The organism is Mesorhizobium sp. M0778 (assembly GCF_040320105.1).
GTDB lineage: Bacteria > Pseudomonadota > Alphaproteobacteria > Rhizobiales > Rhizobiaceae > Mesorhizobium.
The window spans coordinates 233,519-251,519 of sequence record NZ_JAMYPA010000002.1 but is presented as its reverse complement, the minus strand read 5'-3'; the positions used below and the strand labels follow the sequence as shown (position 1 = coordinate 251,519).

20 protein-coding genes are annotated in these 18,001 nt (G+C 63.2%); 5 read left to right on the top strand and 15 right to left on the bottom strand.

Annotated features, from left to right (window positions below; all coding sequences use genetic code 11):
- Positions 1 to 100 precede the first annotated feature (100 nt).
- Both NKI22_RS04975 and NKI22_RS04970 read left to right on the top strand, forming a co-directional pair.
- The gene (locus NKI22_RS04975; protein ID WP_023720174.1) at positions 101 to 241 is read left to right on the top strand and encodes a DUF1127 domain-containing protein; all 141 of its coding nucleotides are present in this window, start codon (positions 101 to 103) and stop codon (positions 239 to 241) included.
- 48 nt (positions 242 to 289) lie between these two features.
- A complete protein-coding gene (locus NKI22_RS04970) occupies positions 290 to 430 on the top strand; it encodes a DUF1127 domain-containing protein (protein ID WP_023678914.1) in 141 nt (46 codons plus the stop codon).
- Positions 431 to 776: 346 nt separating this feature from the next.
- Here NKI22_RS04970 and NKI22_RS04965 read toward each other — a convergent pair whose 3' ends face one another.
- Entirely contained in the window at positions 777 to 1,328 is a 552-nt protein-coding gene (locus tag NKI22_RS04965; RefSeq protein ID WP_245278626.1) for a hypothetical protein, read from the bottom strand.
- Positions 1,329 to 1,477: 149 nt separating this feature from the next.
- Between NKI22_RS04965 and trmFO the strand changes: the two genes are divergently transcribed.
- On the top strand, positions 1,478 to 2,887 hold the full coding sequence (trmFO, locus tag NKI22_RS04960; protein WP_352938396.1) for a methylenetetrahydrofolate--tRNA-(uracil(54)-C(5))-methyltransferase (FADH(2)-oxidizing) TrmFO: 1,410 nt from the start codon (positions 1,478 to 1,480) through the stop codon (positions 2,885 to 2,887).
- Positions 2,888 to 2,913: 26 nt separating this feature from the next.
- Here the strand turns inward: trmFO and NKI22_RS04955 are convergent, their stop codons facing one another.
- Genes NKI22_RS04955 through yajC form a run of 4 tightly spaced genes read right to left on the bottom strand, consistent with a single transcriptional unit; the run spans position 2,914 to position 7,117 of the window.
- The gene (locus tag NKI22_RS04955; protein WP_023720177.1) at positions 2,914 to 3,741 is read right to left on the bottom strand and encodes a phytoene/squalene synthase family protein; all 828 of its coding nucleotides are present in this window, start codon (positions 3,739 to 3,741) and stop codon (positions 2,914 to 2,916) included.
- A 25-nt stretch (positions 3,742 to 3,766) separates the two neighbouring features.
- Positions 3,767 to 4,156, bottom strand: a complete 390-nt coding sequence (locus tag NKI22_RS04950; protein ID WP_023720178.1) for an Mth938-like domain-containing protein — start codon at positions 4,154 to 4,156, stop codon at positions 3,767 to 3,769.
- A gap of 15 nt (positions 4,157 to 4,171) precedes the next feature.
- The gene (gene secDF / locus NKI22_RS04945) at positions 4,172 to 6,724 is read right to left on the bottom strand and encodes a protein translocase subunit SecDF (protein ID WP_352938399.1); all 2,553 of its coding nucleotides are present in this window, start codon (positions 6,722 to 6,724) and stop codon (positions 4,172 to 4,174) included.
- Between the two features lie 51 nt (positions 6,725 to 6,775).
- The gene (gene yajC, locus NKI22_RS04940) at positions 6,776 to 7,117 is read right to left on the bottom strand and encodes a preprotein translocase subunit YajC (protein WP_023678921.1); all 342 of its coding nucleotides are present in this window, start codon (positions 7,115 to 7,117) and stop codon (positions 6,776 to 6,778) included.
- Here yajC and NKI22_RS04935 point away from each other — a divergent pair.
- Positions 7,023 to 7,244 carry a hypothetical protein gene (locus NKI22_RS04935; protein WP_210164500.1) on the top strand — a complete coding sequence of 74 codons (222 nt, stop codon included), beginning with the start codon at positions 7,023 to 7,025 and terminating at the stop codon, positions 7,242 to 7,244. The genes yajC and NKI22_RS04935 overlap by 95 nt on opposite strands.
- Before the next feature lie 160 nt (positions 7,245 to 7,404).
- On the top strand, positions 7,405 to 8,280 hold the full coding sequence (locus NKI22_RS04930) for an ATP-binding protein (protein WP_023720180.1): 876 nt from the start codon (positions 7,405 to 7,407) through the stop codon (positions 8,278 to 8,280).
- A 96-nt stretch (positions 8,281 to 8,376) separates the two neighbouring features.
- Here the strand turns inward: NKI22_RS04930 and NKI22_RS04925 are convergent, their stop codons facing one another.
- The 10 genes from NKI22_RS04925 to nagZ all read right to left on the bottom strand — a co-directional run bounded on the left by NKI22_RS04925 (position 8,377) and on the right by nagZ (position 17,920).
- The gene (locus NKI22_RS04925) at positions 8,377 to 9,909 is read right to left on the bottom strand and encodes a peptidoglycan DD-metalloendopeptidase family protein (protein ID WP_352938402.1); all 1,533 of its coding nucleotides are present in this window, start codon (positions 9,907 to 9,909) and stop codon (positions 8,377 to 8,379) included.
- 264 nt (positions 9,910 to 10,173) lie between these two features.
- Positions 10,174 to 10,839: a protein-L-isoaspartate(D-aspartate) O-methyltransferase gene (locus NKI22_RS04920; protein WP_352482133.1), complete on the bottom strand. Its 666-nt coding sequence runs from the start codon at positions 10,837 to 10,839 to the stop codon at positions 10,174 to 10,176.
- Entirely contained in the window at positions 10,836 to 11,594 is a 759-nt protein-coding gene (gene surE / locus NKI22_RS04915; protein WP_352482131.1) for a 5'/3'-nucleotidase SurE, read from the bottom strand. Before surE ends, NKI22_RS04920 begins: the two co-directional genes overlap by 4 nt.
- Positions 11,594 to 12,898, bottom strand: a complete 1,305-nt coding sequence (gene serS / locus NKI22_RS04910; protein WP_352482130.1) for a serine--tRNA ligase — start codon at positions 12,896 to 12,898, stop codon at positions 11,594 to 11,596. Before serS ends, surE begins: the two co-directional genes overlap by 1 nt.
- A 340-nt stretch (positions 12,899 to 13,238) precedes the next feature.
- Positions 13,239 to 14,102, bottom strand: coding sequence for a twin-arginine translocase subunit TatC (gene tatC / locus NKI22_RS04905; protein ID WP_023720061.1), 864 nt, complete (start codon positions 14,100 to 14,102; stop codon positions 13,239 to 13,241).
- The gene (gene tatB / locus NKI22_RS04900; RefSeq protein WP_352938405.1) at positions 14,099 to 14,803 is read right to left on the bottom strand and encodes a Sec-independent protein translocase protein TatB; all 705 of its coding nucleotides are present in this window, start codon (positions 14,801 to 14,803) and stop codon (positions 14,099 to 14,101) included. Before tatB ends, tatC begins: the two co-directional genes overlap by 4 nt.
- 62 nt (positions 14,804 to 14,865) lie before the next feature.
- The gene (locus tag NKI22_RS04895; RefSeq protein WP_023678929.1) at positions 14,866 to 15,087 is read right to left on the bottom strand and encodes a twin-arginine translocase TatA/TatE family subunit; all 222 of its coding nucleotides are present in this window, start codon (positions 15,085 to 15,087) and stop codon (positions 14,866 to 14,868) included.
- Between the two features lie 178 nt (positions 15,088 to 15,265).
- Complete coding sequence (scpB, locus tag NKI22_RS04890) at positions 15,266 to 16,045, bottom strand: SMC-Scp complex subunit ScpB (protein WP_023720059.1); 780 nt, start codon at positions 16,043 to 16,045, stop codon at positions 15,266 to 15,268.
- Positions 16,042 to 16,842 (bottom strand): segregation and condensation protein A, encoded by an 801-nt coding sequence (locus NKI22_RS04885; protein WP_023720058.1) that lies wholly within the window; start codon positions 16,840 to 16,842, stop codon positions 16,042 to 16,044. The genes scpB and NKI22_RS04885 overlap by 4 nt, the downstream gene beginning before the upstream one ends.
- A gap of 58 nt (positions 16,843 to 16,900) precedes the next feature.
- Positions 16,901 to 17,920 carry a beta-N-acetylhexosaminidase gene (nagZ, locus tag NKI22_RS04880; protein ID WP_352814584.1) on the bottom strand — a complete coding sequence of 340 codons (1,020 nt, stop codon included), beginning with the start codon at positions 17,918 to 17,920 and terminating at the stop codon, positions 16,901 to 16,903.
- Positions 17,921 to 18,001 lie beyond the last annotated feature (81 nt).

Genomic DNA, 18,001 nt, shown 5'->3' with positions numbered 1-18,001 from the left:
GCCATGCACCAATAGCGCTTTTAAATCGATATGACCCCTCTTATCTTCACGGTGCACACAAAGACGGAATGATCCGAAAGAAAGACGAAACGAGAATACCATGAACCTGATCCGCAACTATCGCAACTGGCGCCGCTACCGGGACACCGTTTCTGAGCTGAGCCGCCTGAGCACCCGTGAACTGACCGACCTCGGCATCAGCCGCGGCGACATCCACTACGTCGCCCGCAAGGCGGTCTAATCCTTTCGGACCGCAAATGGTCCGAACCAGTTTTGAAAGAGAACGACAATGAACCTGATCCGCAACTATCGTAACTGGCGCGTCTACCGCGAGACGGTTACCGAGCTGGGTCGCCTGTCAAACCGCCAGCTCAACGATCTCGGCATAGTCCGCGACGAGATCAAGATGGTCGCTCGCAGGGCGATCTAACCAGCAGAATTTCGCCAGGGTCGACCTCCTCCCCGACCCTGACGGATACGGTCAGCCTTCACCTCCTCCCGAGGGTTGACCACAAAAACGGCGCCCGCCGGACCTCCTCCCCCGGCGGGCGTTGTTTCTAAGTTGTTTCTAAAAAGGGTTTCGCGCCCTTTCAAATGGCGAAAGGAATTTCGTCAAAGCCGACCTCCTCCCCGGCGATGACGAATACGGTCGATCTTCACCTCCTCCCGAGGATCGGCCAACAAAACGACACCCGCCGGACCTCCTCCCCCGGCGGGTGTTGTTGTTTTCAGGCTCGAAACGCCCTGGGAGCCGTTTTGGCGGGACGTCCCCGTCGTCAGTCCAGCGCGCCGCTCTTCAGCACGCCTCGCTTCTTCCACTGGCTCAGCGGAAAAATATCCGGCGCGCCGCCCATCGGCGCATACCAGGAATCCACCACCCATTCTGTACCGCCGCGGTCGCTGATCACCGCCGTCCAATGCGGATAGCGCCCGTCGACAAACAGGCCTCGCGAGGCCTTGTCCTCGACCTTATGAAACCTGAGCAGTTTTCGCTCGGCAAGATAGACCAGCAACGCATGCGTATTGGTCGATTCGTCGACACAATCCATCTGGCCCCTGACGCGCGATGCACCGAATTTCGACTGCGGCTGGTCGCGGACGCCGATGGCCTGGAAAATGCGCTGTTCGAAATAGCGGACGGCCTTCGAAATAGCGGAGCGCTCGGCCTGGGGCGAACCCGCGCCCGCACGCAGGATAGAGCGGAAACGCGCACCGTCACTGGGGCCAAGCGCCAGCGTCGTGCGATAGTTGCAACCGTAACCATGGCATATGGGGATCCGCTTGGAAGCCGTCGCGGCCGGTTCGCCGGCCGCTGCTGATCCGCCCACGGCGATCACGACTGTCAGAAATGTCGCTCTGGCAAAGACCCCGAGACTCCCACCCATTCGCAATAGTAGACGATTGCAGCGCGTGGCGGCAACAGCGCGGCTGATTCGTGTAATTGCAATCGCCGCGCCAAGGGATTATTTCGGCGCTCATGAACACAAATCCCATTCACGTCATCGGTGGCGGTCTCGCCGGCTCCGAAGCTGCTTGGCAGGCGGCCGAAGCCGGCATTCCGGTTATCCTGCATGAAATGCGTCCCGTCCGCGGCACCGATGCGCACAAGACCGACGGGCTGGCCGAGCTCGTCTGTTCCAATTCCTTCCGCTCCGACGATGCGCAAGCCAATGCCGTCGGCCTGCTGCATGCCGAAATGCGGCTCGCCGGTTCGCTGATCATGAGCGCCGGCGACGCGCACCAGGTGCCGGCCGGCGGTGCGCTGGCCGTCGACCGCGACGGATTTTCCGAAGCGGTCACCAGAAAGCTCGAAGCGCACCCACTCATCACCATCCGGCGCGAGGAAGTGCCTGGCCTGCCGCCGGCGGACTGGGACCAGGCGATCGTCGCCACCGGCCCGCTGACCGCCCCTTCGCTCGCCCAGTCGATCGCGGAAGCAACCGGCGCCGACGCGCTCGCCTTCTTCGACGCCATCGCGCCGATCGTCCATTTCGACACGATCGACATGGATATCTGCTGGTTCCAGTCGCGCTACGACAAGGTCGGCCCCGGCGGCACCGGCAAGGATTACATCAACTGCCCGATGGACAAGGAGCAGTACCTTGCCTTCGTGCAGGCGCTGGTCGACGGCCAGAAAACCGAATTCAAGCAATGGGAAGGCACGCCCTATTTCGACGGCTGCCTGCCGATCGAGGTGATGGCCGAGCGTGGCATCGAGACATTGCGTTACGGGCCGATGAAGCCGATGGGGCTGACCAATGCACACAATCCGTCTGTAAGGGCCTATGCCGTCGTCCAGCTTCGCCAGGACAACGCACTGGGCACGCTCTACAACATGGTCGGCTTCCAGACCAAGCTGAAGCACGCCGAGCAGGTGCGCATTTTCCGCACCATTCCTGGGCTGGAAAACGCCGAATTCGCCCGCCTCGGCGGCCTGCACCGCAACACCTACATCAATTCGCCGACGCTGCTCGACGCTTCGCTGCAGTTGAAGTCGCGGCCCGGCCTGCGTTTTGCCGGCCAGATCACCGGCTGCGAGGGCTATGTCGAGAGTGCCGCCATCGGCCTGCTCGCCGGGCGTTTCGCCGCCGCCGAAAGGCTTGGCCATGCGCCGTCGCTGCCGCCGTTGACCACCGCTTTCGGCGCGCTGCTCAACCACATCACCGGCGGCCATATTGTCTCCGACGACGAGCCGGGAAAGCGCTCTTTCCAGCCGATGAACGTCAATTTCGGCCTGTTCCCGCCCGTGGACGCGCCAAAGATCGAAGGCAAGCGACTGCGCGGCAAGGACAAGACGGTCGCCAAGCGGCACGCGGTGACATCGCGCGCGCTCGCCGACTGCCGCGAATGGCTCGGGCTGCCGGCGCAGGCGGAAGCTGCGGAATGACGGTCGGGTTGGCTACGCGGCAGCCTTTATGCGACCGGCCAGCCCCGCGTTGCGCGCCGGAACAAGAGCCAATGCCGGTGCAAGGCCGAAAGCCGCACCGCGCCATCAAGCGGTGAATGGCGGGAGCCGTCCATCTTGCCGAGATAGGCGCCCGTCAGCGCCAGCGGCAGAAACGCCGGACGCAGTGAAATCGGCAGGGCGGACGCCCCCTGCTCGAAAGCTGAGAGATGCTCGCGTGCCAGCGCGATCATCGCGGCAACGGCGCGTTCCGCGCCCGGCCCGCCGTCACCTGTAGCGAACTCTTGCGGCGACGATCCCGCCGCAGCCAGAATGTCGGCCGGAACGAAGCACTGTCCCCGCTTACGATGCAGCGGCAGCAGAAGCAGGAGACCGGTCATCGCCTGCGCACAACCTGCCCTGCCGGCAAGTTCGGCAAAGCGCGGTGCTTCGACCGGATCGAGCACCATCGCCGCAAGCTGGATGAGCGCGGCGGCAGTCTCGCCGCAATAGCCTTCGAGATCGGTGCGCGACGGCATCGGGTCGTCATAGAGATCGAAGACGCGCGCTTCGAGCATATTGTCGAAAGCGGCCTTGGGCAGGCGGTGAGCGGAAATAGTCGCCCTCAGCGCGTCCGCCACGGGATGGCCGACCTTAGCGCGATCCTCTTCGGCGGCGATGACGTCTCGCCACCATTGCAGCCGGACTTCACCCGGCAGCGCTTCGCGGATGCGATCGCGTATGCCGGCAATTTCGGCGTTGAAGGCATAGAGCGAAAACACCGCGTCCCGCTTGTCTTCGGGCGCGTAGAGCGCGGCGAGATAGCGGTCATGATCGGCGGCGCGCACCGTCTCCATGACGGCTTTGGTGTTTTCGGCCACGTCAGTCGACGGCGATGAGTGCTGCGGCCACGGCGCGGTCTTCAGCCAGCAGCACATTATAGGTCCGCACTGCCGCCCCGGTCGACATCGGATCGGCGGAAATGCCGGCATCCTTCAGCGCAGCACGCAACGCCGCCGGCAATGGCCTCAGATCCTTGCCGCTGCCGACCAGCAGGATCTCGACCTTGTCGGCCTCGTTGAACAGCTTGGTGAAATCCGCTGCCGTCAGCGCCAGCGGATCGGCCGGCTCCCAGCCATAGATGCCAGAAGGCAGGCACAGCAGCGAGCCGCGGTGCGACATGTCGGCAAAGCGGAAACCGCCATTGCCGTAAGCCTCGATCGGTGCGCGGCCGGGGAAATGCGCCTCGCGGATGACGATGCCCTTGGCCACTTTTGCGGCAAGCCGTCAGGTGGCTATGGCTTTGCCGCCGCCCACCGGCTTTTCCTCATCAGATGCTGTGGCCTGCGGCCGCAGCTTGAACAAGATAAGCAGTGGCGCGGCGATAAAGATCGACGAATAGGTGCCGAACACGACGCCGAACAGCATGGCCATGGTGAACGAGCGGATCACCTCGCCGCCGAACAGCACCAGCGCCAGCAGCGCCAGGATCGTCGTCACCGAGGTCAGCGTCGTCCTCGACAGCGTCTCGTTGATGGCGTTGTTCAGCAATTGCGGCAGCGGCATTCGCTTGTATTTTCGCAGATCCTCGCGAACACGGTCATAGACGACGATCGTATCGTTGAGCGAATAACCGATGATGGTGAGGATCGCCGCCAGCGACGACTGGTTGAATTCCAGGCCGGTAATGACGAAGAAGCCGATCGTCATGACCACGTCATGCACGGTCGCAACGATGGCGCCGACCGCGAACTGCCATTCGAAGCGGAACCAGACATAGATCAGGATGCCGAGCAGCGCGACAAGCATGGCGATGGTGCCTTGCTTGGCAAGCTCGCCCGAGACCGTCGGCCCGACCACTTCGACGCGGCGGAAATCGTACTGGTCTTGCAGTTCGCCGCGCACCTTGTCGATGACGGTCTGCTCGGCATTCTCGCCGCCCTCCTGCGTACCGACGCGGATCAGCACGTCGTTCGGCTCGCCGAACTGCTGAACCTGCACCTCACCGATATTGAGTTCCGTCAGCCTGCCGCGGATGTCGGCCAGATCGGCATTGCCGGTCTTGGACTGCACCTCGATCAGCGAGCCGCCCTTGAAATCGATGCCGTAATTGATGTCGATGGTCATGAACCCGACGACCGACAGGACTGAAAGCACGCTGGACAGCGTGAACGTCCAGCGGCGGATGCCCATAAACGGAATTTTCGTTCCGGGCGGAACGAAAGTCACAGGCGCCCGCGGCAACTCCTTCGGACGGGCCCGGCGAAGCCAGATCGACACCAGCAGGCGGGTGAAGGTGAAGGCGGTGAAGACCGTGGTCAGGATGCCGATGGCATAGGTGACGGCAAAGCCCTTCACCGGCCCGGTGCCGAGATAGAACAGCACCACGGTCGCGATCAGCGAGGTGACGTTGGAATCGACGATTGTGGCCAGCGCCTTGCTGAAACCGGTATCGATCGCCTGGATGACCGAGCGGCCGGCACGTCGCTCCTCGCGGATGCGTTCATAGATCAGCACGTTGGAATCGACCGCCATGCCGATGGTCAGCACGATACCGGCGATACCGGGCAAGGTCAGCGTCGCTCCAAGCAGCGACAGCAGCCCGACGATCATCGCCACATGCACCGCCAGCGCGATGTTGGCGAGGAAGCCGAAGAAGCCGTAGGCGACGAACATGAACGCCACAACCAGGATCGAACCGATGATGCCGGCGATTTTGCCGGCATGAATGGAATCCTGTCCGAGGCCAGGGCCCACCGTGCGCTCCTCGATCACCGTCAGCGTCGCCGGCAAGGCGCCGGCGCGCAGCAGCACGGCGAGGTCGTTGGCGCTCTCAGCGGTGAAATTCCCCGATATCTGGCCGGTGCCGCCGGGGATCGGTTCGCGGATCTGCGGTGCCGAAATCACCTGATTGTCGAGGATGATGGCAAACAGCTTGCCGACGTTCTGTGATGTCGCCTGGCCGAACCGCTGCGCCCCTTTCGAATCGAAGCGAAACGAAACAACCGGCTCGTTGTTCTGGGAGTTGAACGTCGCCTGGGCATCGACGAGGTTTTCACCCGAAACGATGACGCGGTTCTCGATCAGATACGGAACCGGCGGGTCGTCCTGCGAATACAGCACCGAGGATCCCGGCGGCGGACGGCCGTTCAGCGCGTCCTGCACCGGCATCGATTGGTCGACCATCTGGAAGGTCAGCTTGGCGGTCTGGCCAAGAATTTCCTTCAGCCGTTGCGGGTCTTGGAGACCCGGCACCTGCACCAGGATGCGGTCGTCACCTTGCCGCTGCACGATCGGCTCGGTCGTGCCGAGTTCATTGACGCGGCGGCCGACGACCTCGATCGACTGCGTCAGCGCTGCCGAAGTACGATATTTGATGCCCGCATCGGTGACGGTGAACTTGAGCAGGCCGGGCTCGGAATCATCCAGCGTCATCTCCTGGATCGAGCCGCCGCTGAACAAGCCGGCCGCCACCGGATCGGTCAACGTCTTCAACGCCTTCTTGGCAGCCTCGATCTGTGCGGGATCGGTGATGCGGACCTGCACCGTGCGGCCCGTTCCGGCAAGGCCGGTATAGCCGATCTTGGCATCGCGCAGCAGCGTCCTGATTTCGTCGCGCGTCGTCTCCAGCCGATCTTTGACCAGATCGTTCGGATCCATCCTGAGCAGGATATGCGAGCCGCCCTGCAGGTCGAGGCCAAGCGTCATCTGCCGCTTCGGCACCCAGTCGGGCAGCTTGGCCAGCGTGCTGGCGGAAAAAAGGTTGGGCGCAGCGAGGACCACTGTGGCGGCCACGGCCAGCCAGATCAGGATCATCTTGAAGCGCGAAAAATAAAGCATATGGCGTCGTCCGTCAGGGCGTACTGGCGGATCGTTCCGCCGACAATTCGGTTATTTCTTGGCGTTCTGGTTCGCCACCGGCTCGCCCTTGACGCGCACGTCGGCAAGCGTCGAGCGCAGCGCCGTCACCTTGGTGCCGCCGCCAAGGTCGATCTCGAGCTCGTTGTCGTCGATCACCTTGGTAACCTTGCCGACCAAGCCGCCGCCGGTGACGACGGTGTCGCCGCGGCGAACCGCCGCCAGCATCTCGCCGCGCTTCTTCAGCTGCGTGCGCTGCGGCCGGATGATCAGAAAATACATGATCACGAAAATCAGAGCAAACGGCACGATCTGGATAAACATTGCGGACGAGTCCCCGCCGATGCCTTGGGCGTATGCCGGTGTCACGAACATCGAGGTACTCCTGAACTTTGAAAAACAGCCGCAAGGCGGCCCCGCCAAATTTGGCCGGAATATAGTCGGTAACGTTGCCAATGCAACTGCGCTGCCGGGCAAATCGGCTGCTTTTCCGGCCTGGTGAGCCGTGTTAGACGGTGATCACGAAAAGCGATGCTCGGTTTTCGCAAAAGATCATGCCCGAACAAATGCTTGGGACGAGTTTCGAAACCGCTGAAATCAGGTAGGTTGCCCTACCGCACCGTCCTGAACGCGAAACAAAACGCGAAACAAAAAGACAAGAGATGACCGACAGCCCTATCGATATCCTGCACCAGAAGCTCGACCGCCTGATCGAGGCGGTCGCCCGCCTCGCCCCGCCGCCGGTGCCTCAAACCGACCTCCGCGAGGCCGATTGCTTCGTCTGGCAGGCCGATCCCGGCTATCTGGAACCGGTGCGCAAGGTCAACCGCGTCGATATCGGCCTGATCCGCGGCGTCGACCGCGTCCGCGACATATTGGTCGACAACACCGAGCGCTTCGCCTCCGGCTACGCTGCCAACAACGTGCTGTTATGGGGCGCGCGCGGCATGGGCAAATCGTCGCTGGTCAAGGCGGTACACGCCTCGGTCAACGCTTCGGCGAAGCCCGACGTGCCGCTCAAGCTTATCGAGATCCACCGCGAAGACATCGACACGCTGCCGAAGCTGATGGGCCTGCTGAAGGCAGCGCCGTTTCGCTTCATCTTGTTTTGCGACGACCTGTCATTCGACCATGACGACACATCCTACAAATCGCTGAAGGCAGCACTTGAAGGCGGCGTCGAAGGCCGCCCGGCCAACGTCATCTTCTATGCCACCTCGAACCGGCGGCATCTGTTGCCGCGCGACATGATCGACAATGAGCGCTCGACCGCGATCAACCCGTCGGAAGCGGTCGAGGAGAAGGTTTCGCTGTCGGACCGCTTCGGCCTGTGGCTTGGCTTCCACAAATGTTCGCAGGACGAATATCTCGACATGATCGATGGCTATGTCCGCCATCATGATCTGGCCATCGATCCCGAGACGCTGCGCGCCGAGGCGCTGGAATGGGCGACGACCCGCGGCAGCCGTTCGGGCCGCGTCGCCTGGCAGTTCACCCAGGATCTGGCAGGCCGGCTCGGAAAATCGCTCAAGGACTAGCCGCTCAAGGACTGGCAACAGAAGAAGCCCGCACCTTGCGGAGCGGACTTCCTCGGCGGGCTGAAGGTCAGGCGGCCCGCAAAATCGGATTTTTCTCTATTCGAGATAACCCGACGGATCGACCGGCGCCGAGTTCTTGCGCACTTCGAAATGCAGTTTCGGCGAGTCGGTGGTGCCGCTCATGCCGGACAGGGCGATTTCCTGGCCGCGCTTGACCTTCTGGCCGCGCTGCACCTCGATCGAGCTGGCATGGCCGTAGACGGTGACCAGACCGTTTTCGTGACGCACCAGCACTGTGTTGCCGAATTCCTTGAGGCCGTCTCCGGCATAGATGACGACACCGTTTTCGGCTGCCTTGACCGGCGTCCCCTCAGGCACGGCGATGTCGACGCCGTCCTTGCCGCCGCCGAAGCTGGAAATCACGCGGCCGCGCACCGGCCAGCGCATCTTGCCGATGCCGGTTGCATCCGGCGCCACCGCATCGTCGTCCTCGGCCTGCTGGAGGACTTTCGCGTCCTTCTTCGGCGGCGTGTAGGAGGCGAGCGTCTGCGTCGGCGTGCCCTTGGCCGGCGGCTGGGTGGTGGCCGTCGTCACCGGATCGACCTTTGCCGGCTTCGCACTGGCGACGACAGCGGTTCCGCCTGCCGGCACTTTCAGGGTCTGGCCGATCTTGAGCAGTCCATCCTGCATGCCGTTCGCCTGCTTCAGCGCAACGACGCCGACGCCGGTCTTCCTGGCGATGGCGGACAGCGTATCGCCTTGCTGAACCGTGTAGGTGCCGCCGGCTCCGGCCGGCTTGGCCGTCGCCGAAGCAGTTTTTGGCGCGGCCTTTCCATCCTTCGGCTGGCTTGCGGCAGCCGAGGCATCCACCTGCGCGGCGGACTTGCCTTCCCTGACCTTCGGCTGCTGCGGCAGCACGGCCACCTTCTCCGGCGCATCGGCCGGCTGGTCGTGCCTGGTGCCGTTCGCGGGCTTGGCGTCGGCGACTTTCGGCGCGGCGCCGTTGCTCGAATACGCATAGGCCGGGATGACGAGCTTCTGGCCGGTCTTCAGCCCTTTGGTCGCGCTCAGCCCGTTCACTTTCATGATGGCGTCGGCCGGCACGCCGTAGCGCCGCGACAGGCCGGAAATGGTCTCACCGTCCTTGACGACGATCTCGGTTGCATGCGGTGCGCCGGCGGCCGTCGCCACGCGCGGCGCGTCGGGCTCGGCGTTCTTGAACGGCCTTGCCGCAGGAGCGACGGTGCCGGTTGCCGTCCTGTCGACACGAGGAGCGGCAGGCGCCAGGGCCGGCGCGGCAGCGGTACGCACCGGGCGAGCGGCGGGTGCCAGGGCGGGAGCCGGCGGCGGCAATTGCTGCGCCGTAACCGGTTCGAGGCTTGAGCGGCTGACCGACTGGGTGTGGCTGCCGTCGATCGGCGCGGCCGCAACATCGCCCGGATAGGGCTGGGCAGCATCCTGCTTGTCGATGATGGCGCGCTGGTTGTTGGTCGAGGCGGTGAACACGTCGTCGACGCTGTTGAACCGCGCCACCTGGGAACTACACCCCGTCGCAGCCCCTGCGATCATGAGGACGGCGCAGCCACGCGCCAGATTGCGTCCGTTTGCCTTCAAAACACTGAATTGCATCGCACTAACCCGCACAGACCCGGTACAACTGAGCCTGATTAAAGCGCGTTAATGTTACCGGTCGGTTAAACCTGTAGAATCAGACGCAAATTTTCTTAAAAATGTTTCGAGGATCGAGCGCCGGGTGTGTTGAGATTCAGGTCAGGCCGAGCCGAAAATGGTGGATTCCGAGAACCGGAGCGGAGCGTACATTTGGGTACGTGAGCACCGGAAGCGGAGGAAGCCGCAATTTGCAGGCCGGCCTCACCTGAATATCGACACACCCTAGATGACCGCCGCGACACTGCGCAGGATCGGCTGCAGACGCACCAGGCCGATATCCTCGCGTTCGAAGCGGCTGCCGACCTTGGTCAGCTTGGCCAGCACCTGCTCGCCCTCGTCGGGTCCGATGGGCGCAATGACGATGCCGCCGCTCGACAATTGGTCGAGCAGGAAACGCGGCAGGCTGTCGAAGGCCGCCCAGGCGACGATGCGGTCGAACGGCGCTTCGTTGGCCAGCCCGTTGGAACCGTCCGCCTGGCGCACGATGACGTTGCCGATGGCGAGTGCCTCGAGACGCTGCCGGGCCTGTTCGGCCAGCGTCTTGTAACGGTCGATGGTGACGATCCGCGCGGCAAGCCGCGACATCACCGCCGCCGTGTAGCCGGACCCGGTGCCGATCTCGAGCACGCGGTTGCCCGGTTCGATGGCAAGTGCCGCGATCACCGCCGCCTGCAGGTCGGCGCCTTCGATGGCCTCGCCGCATTCGATCGGCAGCATACGGTCCGACCAGGCAATCGAGTGGAAATGCGGAGACAGGAAGCCGCGCCGCGGCGTCGCCTCGAAGGCGGCGATCAGCGCCTTCGGCACCGTGCCCCTGCCGCGCAGGCGAAGCAGGAAGGCAGCGAAACCTTCGCGGTCGTCGACCGTTGCAGCGTGATTCAAGTTCATGCGAGCGCCTTGGCCAGTTGATCGCGGATTTCATGCGCGGTGAGATCGAGCTGCAGCGGCGTCACCGACACCAGCCGATTGCGCAAGGCATGGAGGTCGCTGCCTTGCTTGCCCTCGACCGGCTCGCGGCCGAAGCGCAGCCAGTAGTAAGGCAGGCCGCGCCCGTCGCGCCGCTCGTCGACCCACAGGCTGTGGACCAGCTTGCCCTGCGAAGTGACCACAGTTCCGGCGATCTCTTCCGGCGCACAATTCGGAAAATTGACGTTGAGCAGCACGCCGTCCGGCAACGGCATGGCGACGAGCTTTTGAAGCAGCGCTGGCGCCAGCGCCTCGGTTGTCTCATAGGGAACGACGCGGTCCTCGCCGACATAGGAATAGGCTTGGCTGATGGCGATCGAGCGCACGCCGAGCAGCGCGCCTTCCATGGCGCCGGCGACGGTGCCCGAATAGGTGACGTCGTCGGCGATGTTGGCGCCGGAATTGACGCCGGACAGGATCAGGTCGGGCGCTTCGGGCAGGATCTTCTTCACGCCCATGATGACGCAGTCGGTCGGCGTGCCGCGCACGGCAAAGTGTTTTTCGCCGATTTTCCTCAGGCGCAGCGGCTCCGAGATCGACAGCGAATGCGCATAGCCGGACTGGTCCTGTTCCGGTGCCACCACCCAGACGTCGTCCGACAGCGTGCGGGCGATGCGTTCGAGTGATGCAAGGCCCTCGGCATGGATGCCGTCGTCGTTGGTCAGAAGGATGCGCATTATTTCGATTCGATCTTTTCCAGACCGCCCATGTAAGGCCGAAGCGCTTCAGGAATGGTTACGCTGCCGTCCTCGTTCTGGTAATTTTCGATGACGGCGATCAGAGCGCGGCCGACGGCGGTGCCCGAACCGTTCAGCGTGTGGACGAAGCGGTTGCCCTTGCCATCCTTGTCCTTGTAGCGGGCGTCCATGCGCCGGGCCTGGAAATCGCCGCATACCGAGCACGACGAGATTTCGCGATAGGTATTCTGGCCGGGCAGCCAGACCTCGATATCGTAGGTCTTGCGCGCGCCAAAGCCCATGTCGCCGGTGCACAGCGTCATGGTGCGGAACGGCAGGCCCAGCCGCTTCAGCACCTCCTCGGCGCATTCGGTCATGCGCTCGTGCTCGGCAATCGACGAGTCCTGATCGGTGATCGACACCAGCTCGACCTTATTGAACTGGTGCTGACGCAGCATGCCGCGCGTGTCGCGGCCGGCCGAACCCGCCTCGGAGCGGAAGCACGGCGTCAGCGCGGTATAGCGCAGCGGCAGTTTTTCGTGCGGCGTGATCTCCTCGCGCACGAGATTGGTGAGTGGGACTTCGGCGGTGGGGATTAGGCCAAGCCTGCCATCCCCATGCCGGGCGAAGAACAAATCTTCCTCAAACTTTGGCAGCTGCCCAGTCCCGAAAAGCGCCTCGTCGCGCACCATCAGCGGCGGGACGATCTCCTCGTAGCCGTGCTCGGTGGTATGCAGGTCGAGCATGAACTGGCCGAGTGCGCGCTCCATGCGCGCCAGCTGGTTCTTGAGCACCGTGAAGCGCGAGCCGGAAAGCCTTGCCGCGTGCTCGAAATCCATCATGCCGAGCGCTTCGCCGATCTCGAAATGCTCTTTCACCCAATTCGGCCGCGTCGGCAGCTTGCCGACGACGCGCTTGACGACGTTGTCGTGCTCGTCCTTGCCGACCGGCACATCGTCGAACGGCACGTTGGGCAGCACCGCCAGTGCGTCGTTCAGCGCCTTGTCGAGTTCGCGTTCGCGCGCCTCGCCGTTCTGGATGAAGGCCTTGATCTCGCCGACCTCAGCCTTCAGCCGTTCGGCAAGCGCGGCATCGCCCGAGCGCATGGCATTGCCGATCTCCTTCGATGCGGCGTTGCGGCGCTCCTGCCTGGTCTGCAGCTCGGTCAGATGCTCGCGCCGTGCCTCATCCGCAGCGATCAGATCGTCGACGGTGGACTGCGCCGCCTCGGCCGACCACGAGCGCTTCTGGAGCGCGTCGACAAGGGCCTTCGGGTTGTCGCGAATCCATTTGATGTCAAGCATGGTCTGTTCGTCCTCGAGGGCATGTCGCCCAAAAAATGCGCAGCGGTTGTGGGGCAACGACATGCCCAAAACAAAGACCAGAGGGCGTAAACCGCATCTTTCATTGATGCAAGACGGGAACGCCGGCGTTTCTTCACGCCGCCATCTGTCCCGCCGACTTCACAGACGGCAGCACTCGCAACATTTGGTCGAAAGGGAACCTGAAACAAAAAAACCCGCCTCAGAGGGCGGGTCGTCGGCGCCGAATCAGCACCATACCCAGATTAGTAGCATAGCTGCCGGCACAAAGCAAGAACAAAGTTGCTGCGGCCGGAAGAAAGATGCCAGCCGGTAACCCCACCTACGTCGACGACGCGTCCGCCGGCTTTTCGGCCACCTCTTCCGTGGCGTCCTGCTTTTCGCGGGCGACACGGTCGCGCTCCTTGCTGCGCTCGATCAAGCGAGCCGACCAGATCGAGACCTCGTAGAGCAGGATCGTCGGAATTGCGAGGCCGATCTGGCTCATCGGGTCGGGCGGCGTCAGCACCGCCGCCACGACGAAGGCGATGACGATCGCCCATTTGCGCTTCTCGGCCAACCCTTGCGACGACAGCATGCCGACTCGCGTCATCAGGCTTGTCACCACCGGCAACTGGAACACCAGGCCGAAGGAGAAGATCAGCGTCATGATCAGGCTGAGATATTCGGACACTTTCGGCAGCAGCGAAATCTGCACCTGGTCGTTGGTGCCGGTCTGCTGCATGGCGAGGAAGAACCACATCACCATCGGCGTAAAGAAGAAATAGACCAGCGACGCGCCCATCAGAAACAGGATCGGCGAGGCGATCAGGAACGGCAGGAAGGCATTGCGCTCGTTCTTGTAGAGGCCGGGCGCGATGAATTTGTAGATCTGCGTGGCGATCAACGGAAAAGCGATGACCATGCCGCCGAACATGGCGAGCTTGACCTGGGTAAAGAAGAACTCCTGCGGCGCCGTATAGATCAGCTCGACCTTGTGCGGATCGAGCCCGGCCCATTGGGTCGCCCATCTGAACGGGATCACCAACAGGTTGAACAGCTTCTTGGCGAAGAAGAAGCACACAAGAAAAGCAACGAAAAAACCGCCGATCGACCACATCAGCCGCCGGCGCAACTCGATCAGGTGCTCCATCAGCGGAGCCGACGATTTTTCGATCTCGTCCTTTTCCGTGTCCGAAGTGCTCACTTGGCGGCTCCCGCCGTTTTCGTGGCGGCCGGCTTCTTCGTTGCTGCCGCAGGCTTCTTCGCTGCTGTCGCCGGCTTCTTCGCTGCTGATGACTGCGCTTTCGGCTCAGCTTTTGTGGCGACCTTTGGCGTAGCGGCCTTTGCCGGCTTGGCCGGCACGGCAGCCGCGGCTTTCGCGAGCGCCGGCTTCTTCTTTGCCGCCGGCGCTTTTTGCGGCACGGCCGCTGCAGTCGTTTGCGCCTCTACTGCCGGCGCCACGACGGACTCGTCCGTCATCGCCGGAAAGATCGGCGTGGCCGGCGTCGGCTCCGGCGGGCTGACGCCCGGCATCGTCGTCGCGCCGTTCTTCAGCGGCTCGGCTGCCTGCTCTGTCGAGGCGGCCTCGACCGCCGGCTTGGGTTTCATCACGGCATCGACGCCGGAACGGACGTCGGCGGCGGCCTGCTCGAATGGATTGAGCTGCTTCCTGATCTCGGCTGCCGGATTGAGGCTTCTCAGCGAATCGACCGACTTCTTGACGTCGTCGAGTTCGGCTTCCTTCAGTGCGTCGTTGAACTGCCGCTGGAAATCCGACGCCATGGCGCGCAGCTTCGCCGTTGTGCGGCCGAAGGTGCGCAGCATGTTGGGCAAATCCTTGGGCCCGACGACCACGATCATGACGATCGCGATCACCAGCATCTCGGTCCAGCCGACTTCGAACATGGCTATACGTTCCGACTCAAGTTTCAGGCCGACTCAAGTTTTGGCCAACCAAAGTTTTGGGCTCAGCTTTTGCTGGCCTTTTCCTTCGGTACCGACACGGTCTCGTCGGAACGGTGTTCGACGGTGCGCTTGTCCTCGGCAGTCTCGTCGTCGGCCATGCCCTTCTTGAAGCTCTTGATGCCCTTGGCCATGTCGCCCATCAGCTCGGGGATCTTGCCGCGGCCGAAGACCAGCAGCACGATCACCAGAACGATCATCCAGTGCCAAATCGAAAATGAACCCATAGCAAATCTCTCTCGAACGGTTTCCCAGACGCTGATCTATGCGCTTTCGGGTTCGGATTCAAACAGAACTGCGACAGAGTTCATGAATGAGTGGCCGAAGTCACGCACTTTCGGCACGGCGGCCCGCTACCAATCGGCGCAGTTCCATCCTGGCTGTGGCTTAAAGATGGCGCTCGGCTCAATCGTCCGTGACGCGCGGCGTCAAAAGGCCGAGTTCCTCGAGGTCGATGTCGGTCAGCGGATCCTCGTCGTCGGTGAGCGCATCGGGGTCGGCCGGCGGCAGCGGCACCGAGAAATTCGACGGCATGCGGCCGGACAGCAATCCTGCACCCTTCAATTCCTCCATGCCGGGGAGATCGCGGATCTCCTCCAGTGCGAAATGGTCGAGAAAAATGTCCGTCGTGCCGTAGGTGACGGGACGGCCGGGCGTGCGGCGCCGGCCGCGCATTCTCACCCATTCCGTCTCCATCAGCGTGTCGAGCGTCCCCTTTGACGTCTCGACGCCGCGGATGTCCTCGATCTCGGCGCGCGTCACCGGCTGGTGGTAGGCGATGATCGCCAGCACTTCGAGGGCAGCGCGGGACAGCTTGCGCTGCTGCACCGTGTCTCGGCTCATCAGGAAGGCGAGGTCGCCGGCGGTGCGGAAGGCCCAGGCATCGCCGACGCGCACCAGATTGACGCCGCGCCGCGCATAGATCTGCTGCAGTTCGGCCATCGCCGCGGCAATGTTGATGCCGTCGGGCAGCCGCGAAGTGAGCTGTTTTTCGCTGACCGGCTCGGCGCTGGCGAATACGATCGCCTCGGCCATCCGTACGGCCTCCGCCATATGCAGCCGCTCGCCGGGATTCTGCGACAAATTCTGCCCCTGGTTTTGTGCCGGGTTCTCGGCAACCGCGCCTTGCTCGGCGTCGTCCTCGACCTTGAACGGAATGACCGAAGCGTTGGCGCGTTCGCTCATGGTGTCACCTCGACTATCTTGATGGCTTGAGCGCGGCCGCGCAGATAAAGCGGCGCGAACACCTGGTCCTGCCGCATCTCCATCTTGCCTTCGCGCACCAGTTCCAGCGTTGCGGCAAACGAGCTGGCGACAGCGGTGCGCCGCTCTTCCGGGCCGGCCAGATATTCGACCAGGAAACTGTCGAGCGCCGTCCAGTCGCGCAGCGACCCGATCAGCCTGATCAGCACGTCGCGCGCATCCTTGAGCGACCACACGCCGCGCCTGGCGATCGTCACATTGGTGATCGCCTGCTTTTGGCGCTGCTGGGCATAGGCGGTCAACAAATCGTAGAGCGAGGCCGAATAGGCATTTCGCTTCTCGATGATGACCATTTCCGGCATGCCGCGCGCAAACACGTCGCGTCCGAGCCGGTTGCGGTTGACCAGCCGTGCCGCCGCGTCGCGCATCGCCTCCAGCCGCTTCAGCCGGAACTGCAGCACTGCCGCCAGTTCCTCGCCGCTTTCGCCTTCGTCGCCGGGCTGCTTGGGGATCAGGAGCTTCGACTTGAGGAAGGCCAGCCATGCCGCCATCACCAGATAGTCGGCGGCAAGCTCCAGCCGCAGCGCCCTCACCTTCTCGACGAAGGCCAGATATTGTTCGGCCAGCGCCAGGATCGAGATGCGCGACAGGTCGACCTTCTGGTTGCGGGCAAGATGCAGCAGAAGATCGAGCGGACCTTCGAAACCGGCCACATCGACGACCAAAGCGGGATCGCCGGTCAACCGGGAATCGTCGTTCTCGGCCCACAGACGGTCCATCGGTGCGGCCTTGCCGGCCTTCAGGTCCAATGTTTCCGCCACTTCGCTTCCTTTGATGCTAGGCCACCGCGTCGAAATAACTGGCAAATTCGGCCCGAATCTCGGTCTCGTCCGCTACGTCACGGTTCCTGATATAGGTCAGCGCCCGCTCCGCGCGGTCAAACGACTTGCCTTCAAGTCCGGTCGTTCGCGATGCAATGCCGGCCATCTCCTCAAACACGCCGTTGCAGTGAAGGACCAGATCGCAGCCCGCCGCAAGGATAGCGGCCGCCTTTGACGGGAAATCCCCAGAAAGTGCCTTCATCGAGGTGTCGTCGCTCATCAACAGGCCGTCGAAGCCGATTTCGCCGCGGATGATCTTTTCGATGACCTTGCCGGATGTCGTGGCCGGGTTCTTCGGGTCGATCGCGCTATAGACGACATGCGCCGTCATCGCCATCGGCAAATGGTTGAGCTCCCTGAACGGGGCAAAATCATGCCGCTGCAGGTCGCCGATCGAGGCGTCGACGGTCGGCAGTTCGAAATGCGTGTCGGCGAAGGCCCTTCCATGGCCGGGAATATGCTTCATCACCGGCAGCACGCCGCCCGCCATCAGGCCTTCCGCCGCGGCGCGACCCAATTCGATGACGGCGCGCGGCTCCTTGCCATAGGCGCGTGCGCCGATGACGTCGCTGGCGCCCTCGATCGGCACGTCGAGCACCGGCAGGCAATCCGCCGTGATGCCGTAGCGCAGCAGATCGAAGGCATGCAGCCGCGCCATCAGCCAGGCGGCACGGGTGCCGGCGTCATGGTCGTCGCGCCATAAGGCGCCGAGTGCGCCGGCAGCCGGATAGTTCGGCGCCAGCGGCGGCCGCAGGCGCTGCACCCGGCCGCCCTCCTGGTCGATGAACACCGGCGCGTCCGCACGCCCGACGCAGTCGCGCATAGCGGCGACCAGATCGCGGATCTGCTCGGTCTCGCCGATATTGCGCGCAAACAGGATGAAACCCCACGGGCATTCGTTGCGGTAGAAACGGATCTCGTCGCGGGTCAGTGATTTCCCGGCGCAGCCGAGGATCATGGATTTTGATTCGGTCATGCGGAACAGTTTAGAGCTTCGCGCCGACAAAGGGAATCGCCCGCAATTGCCTCCAGGGATTTCCGTTCACGCAAAAAAGCC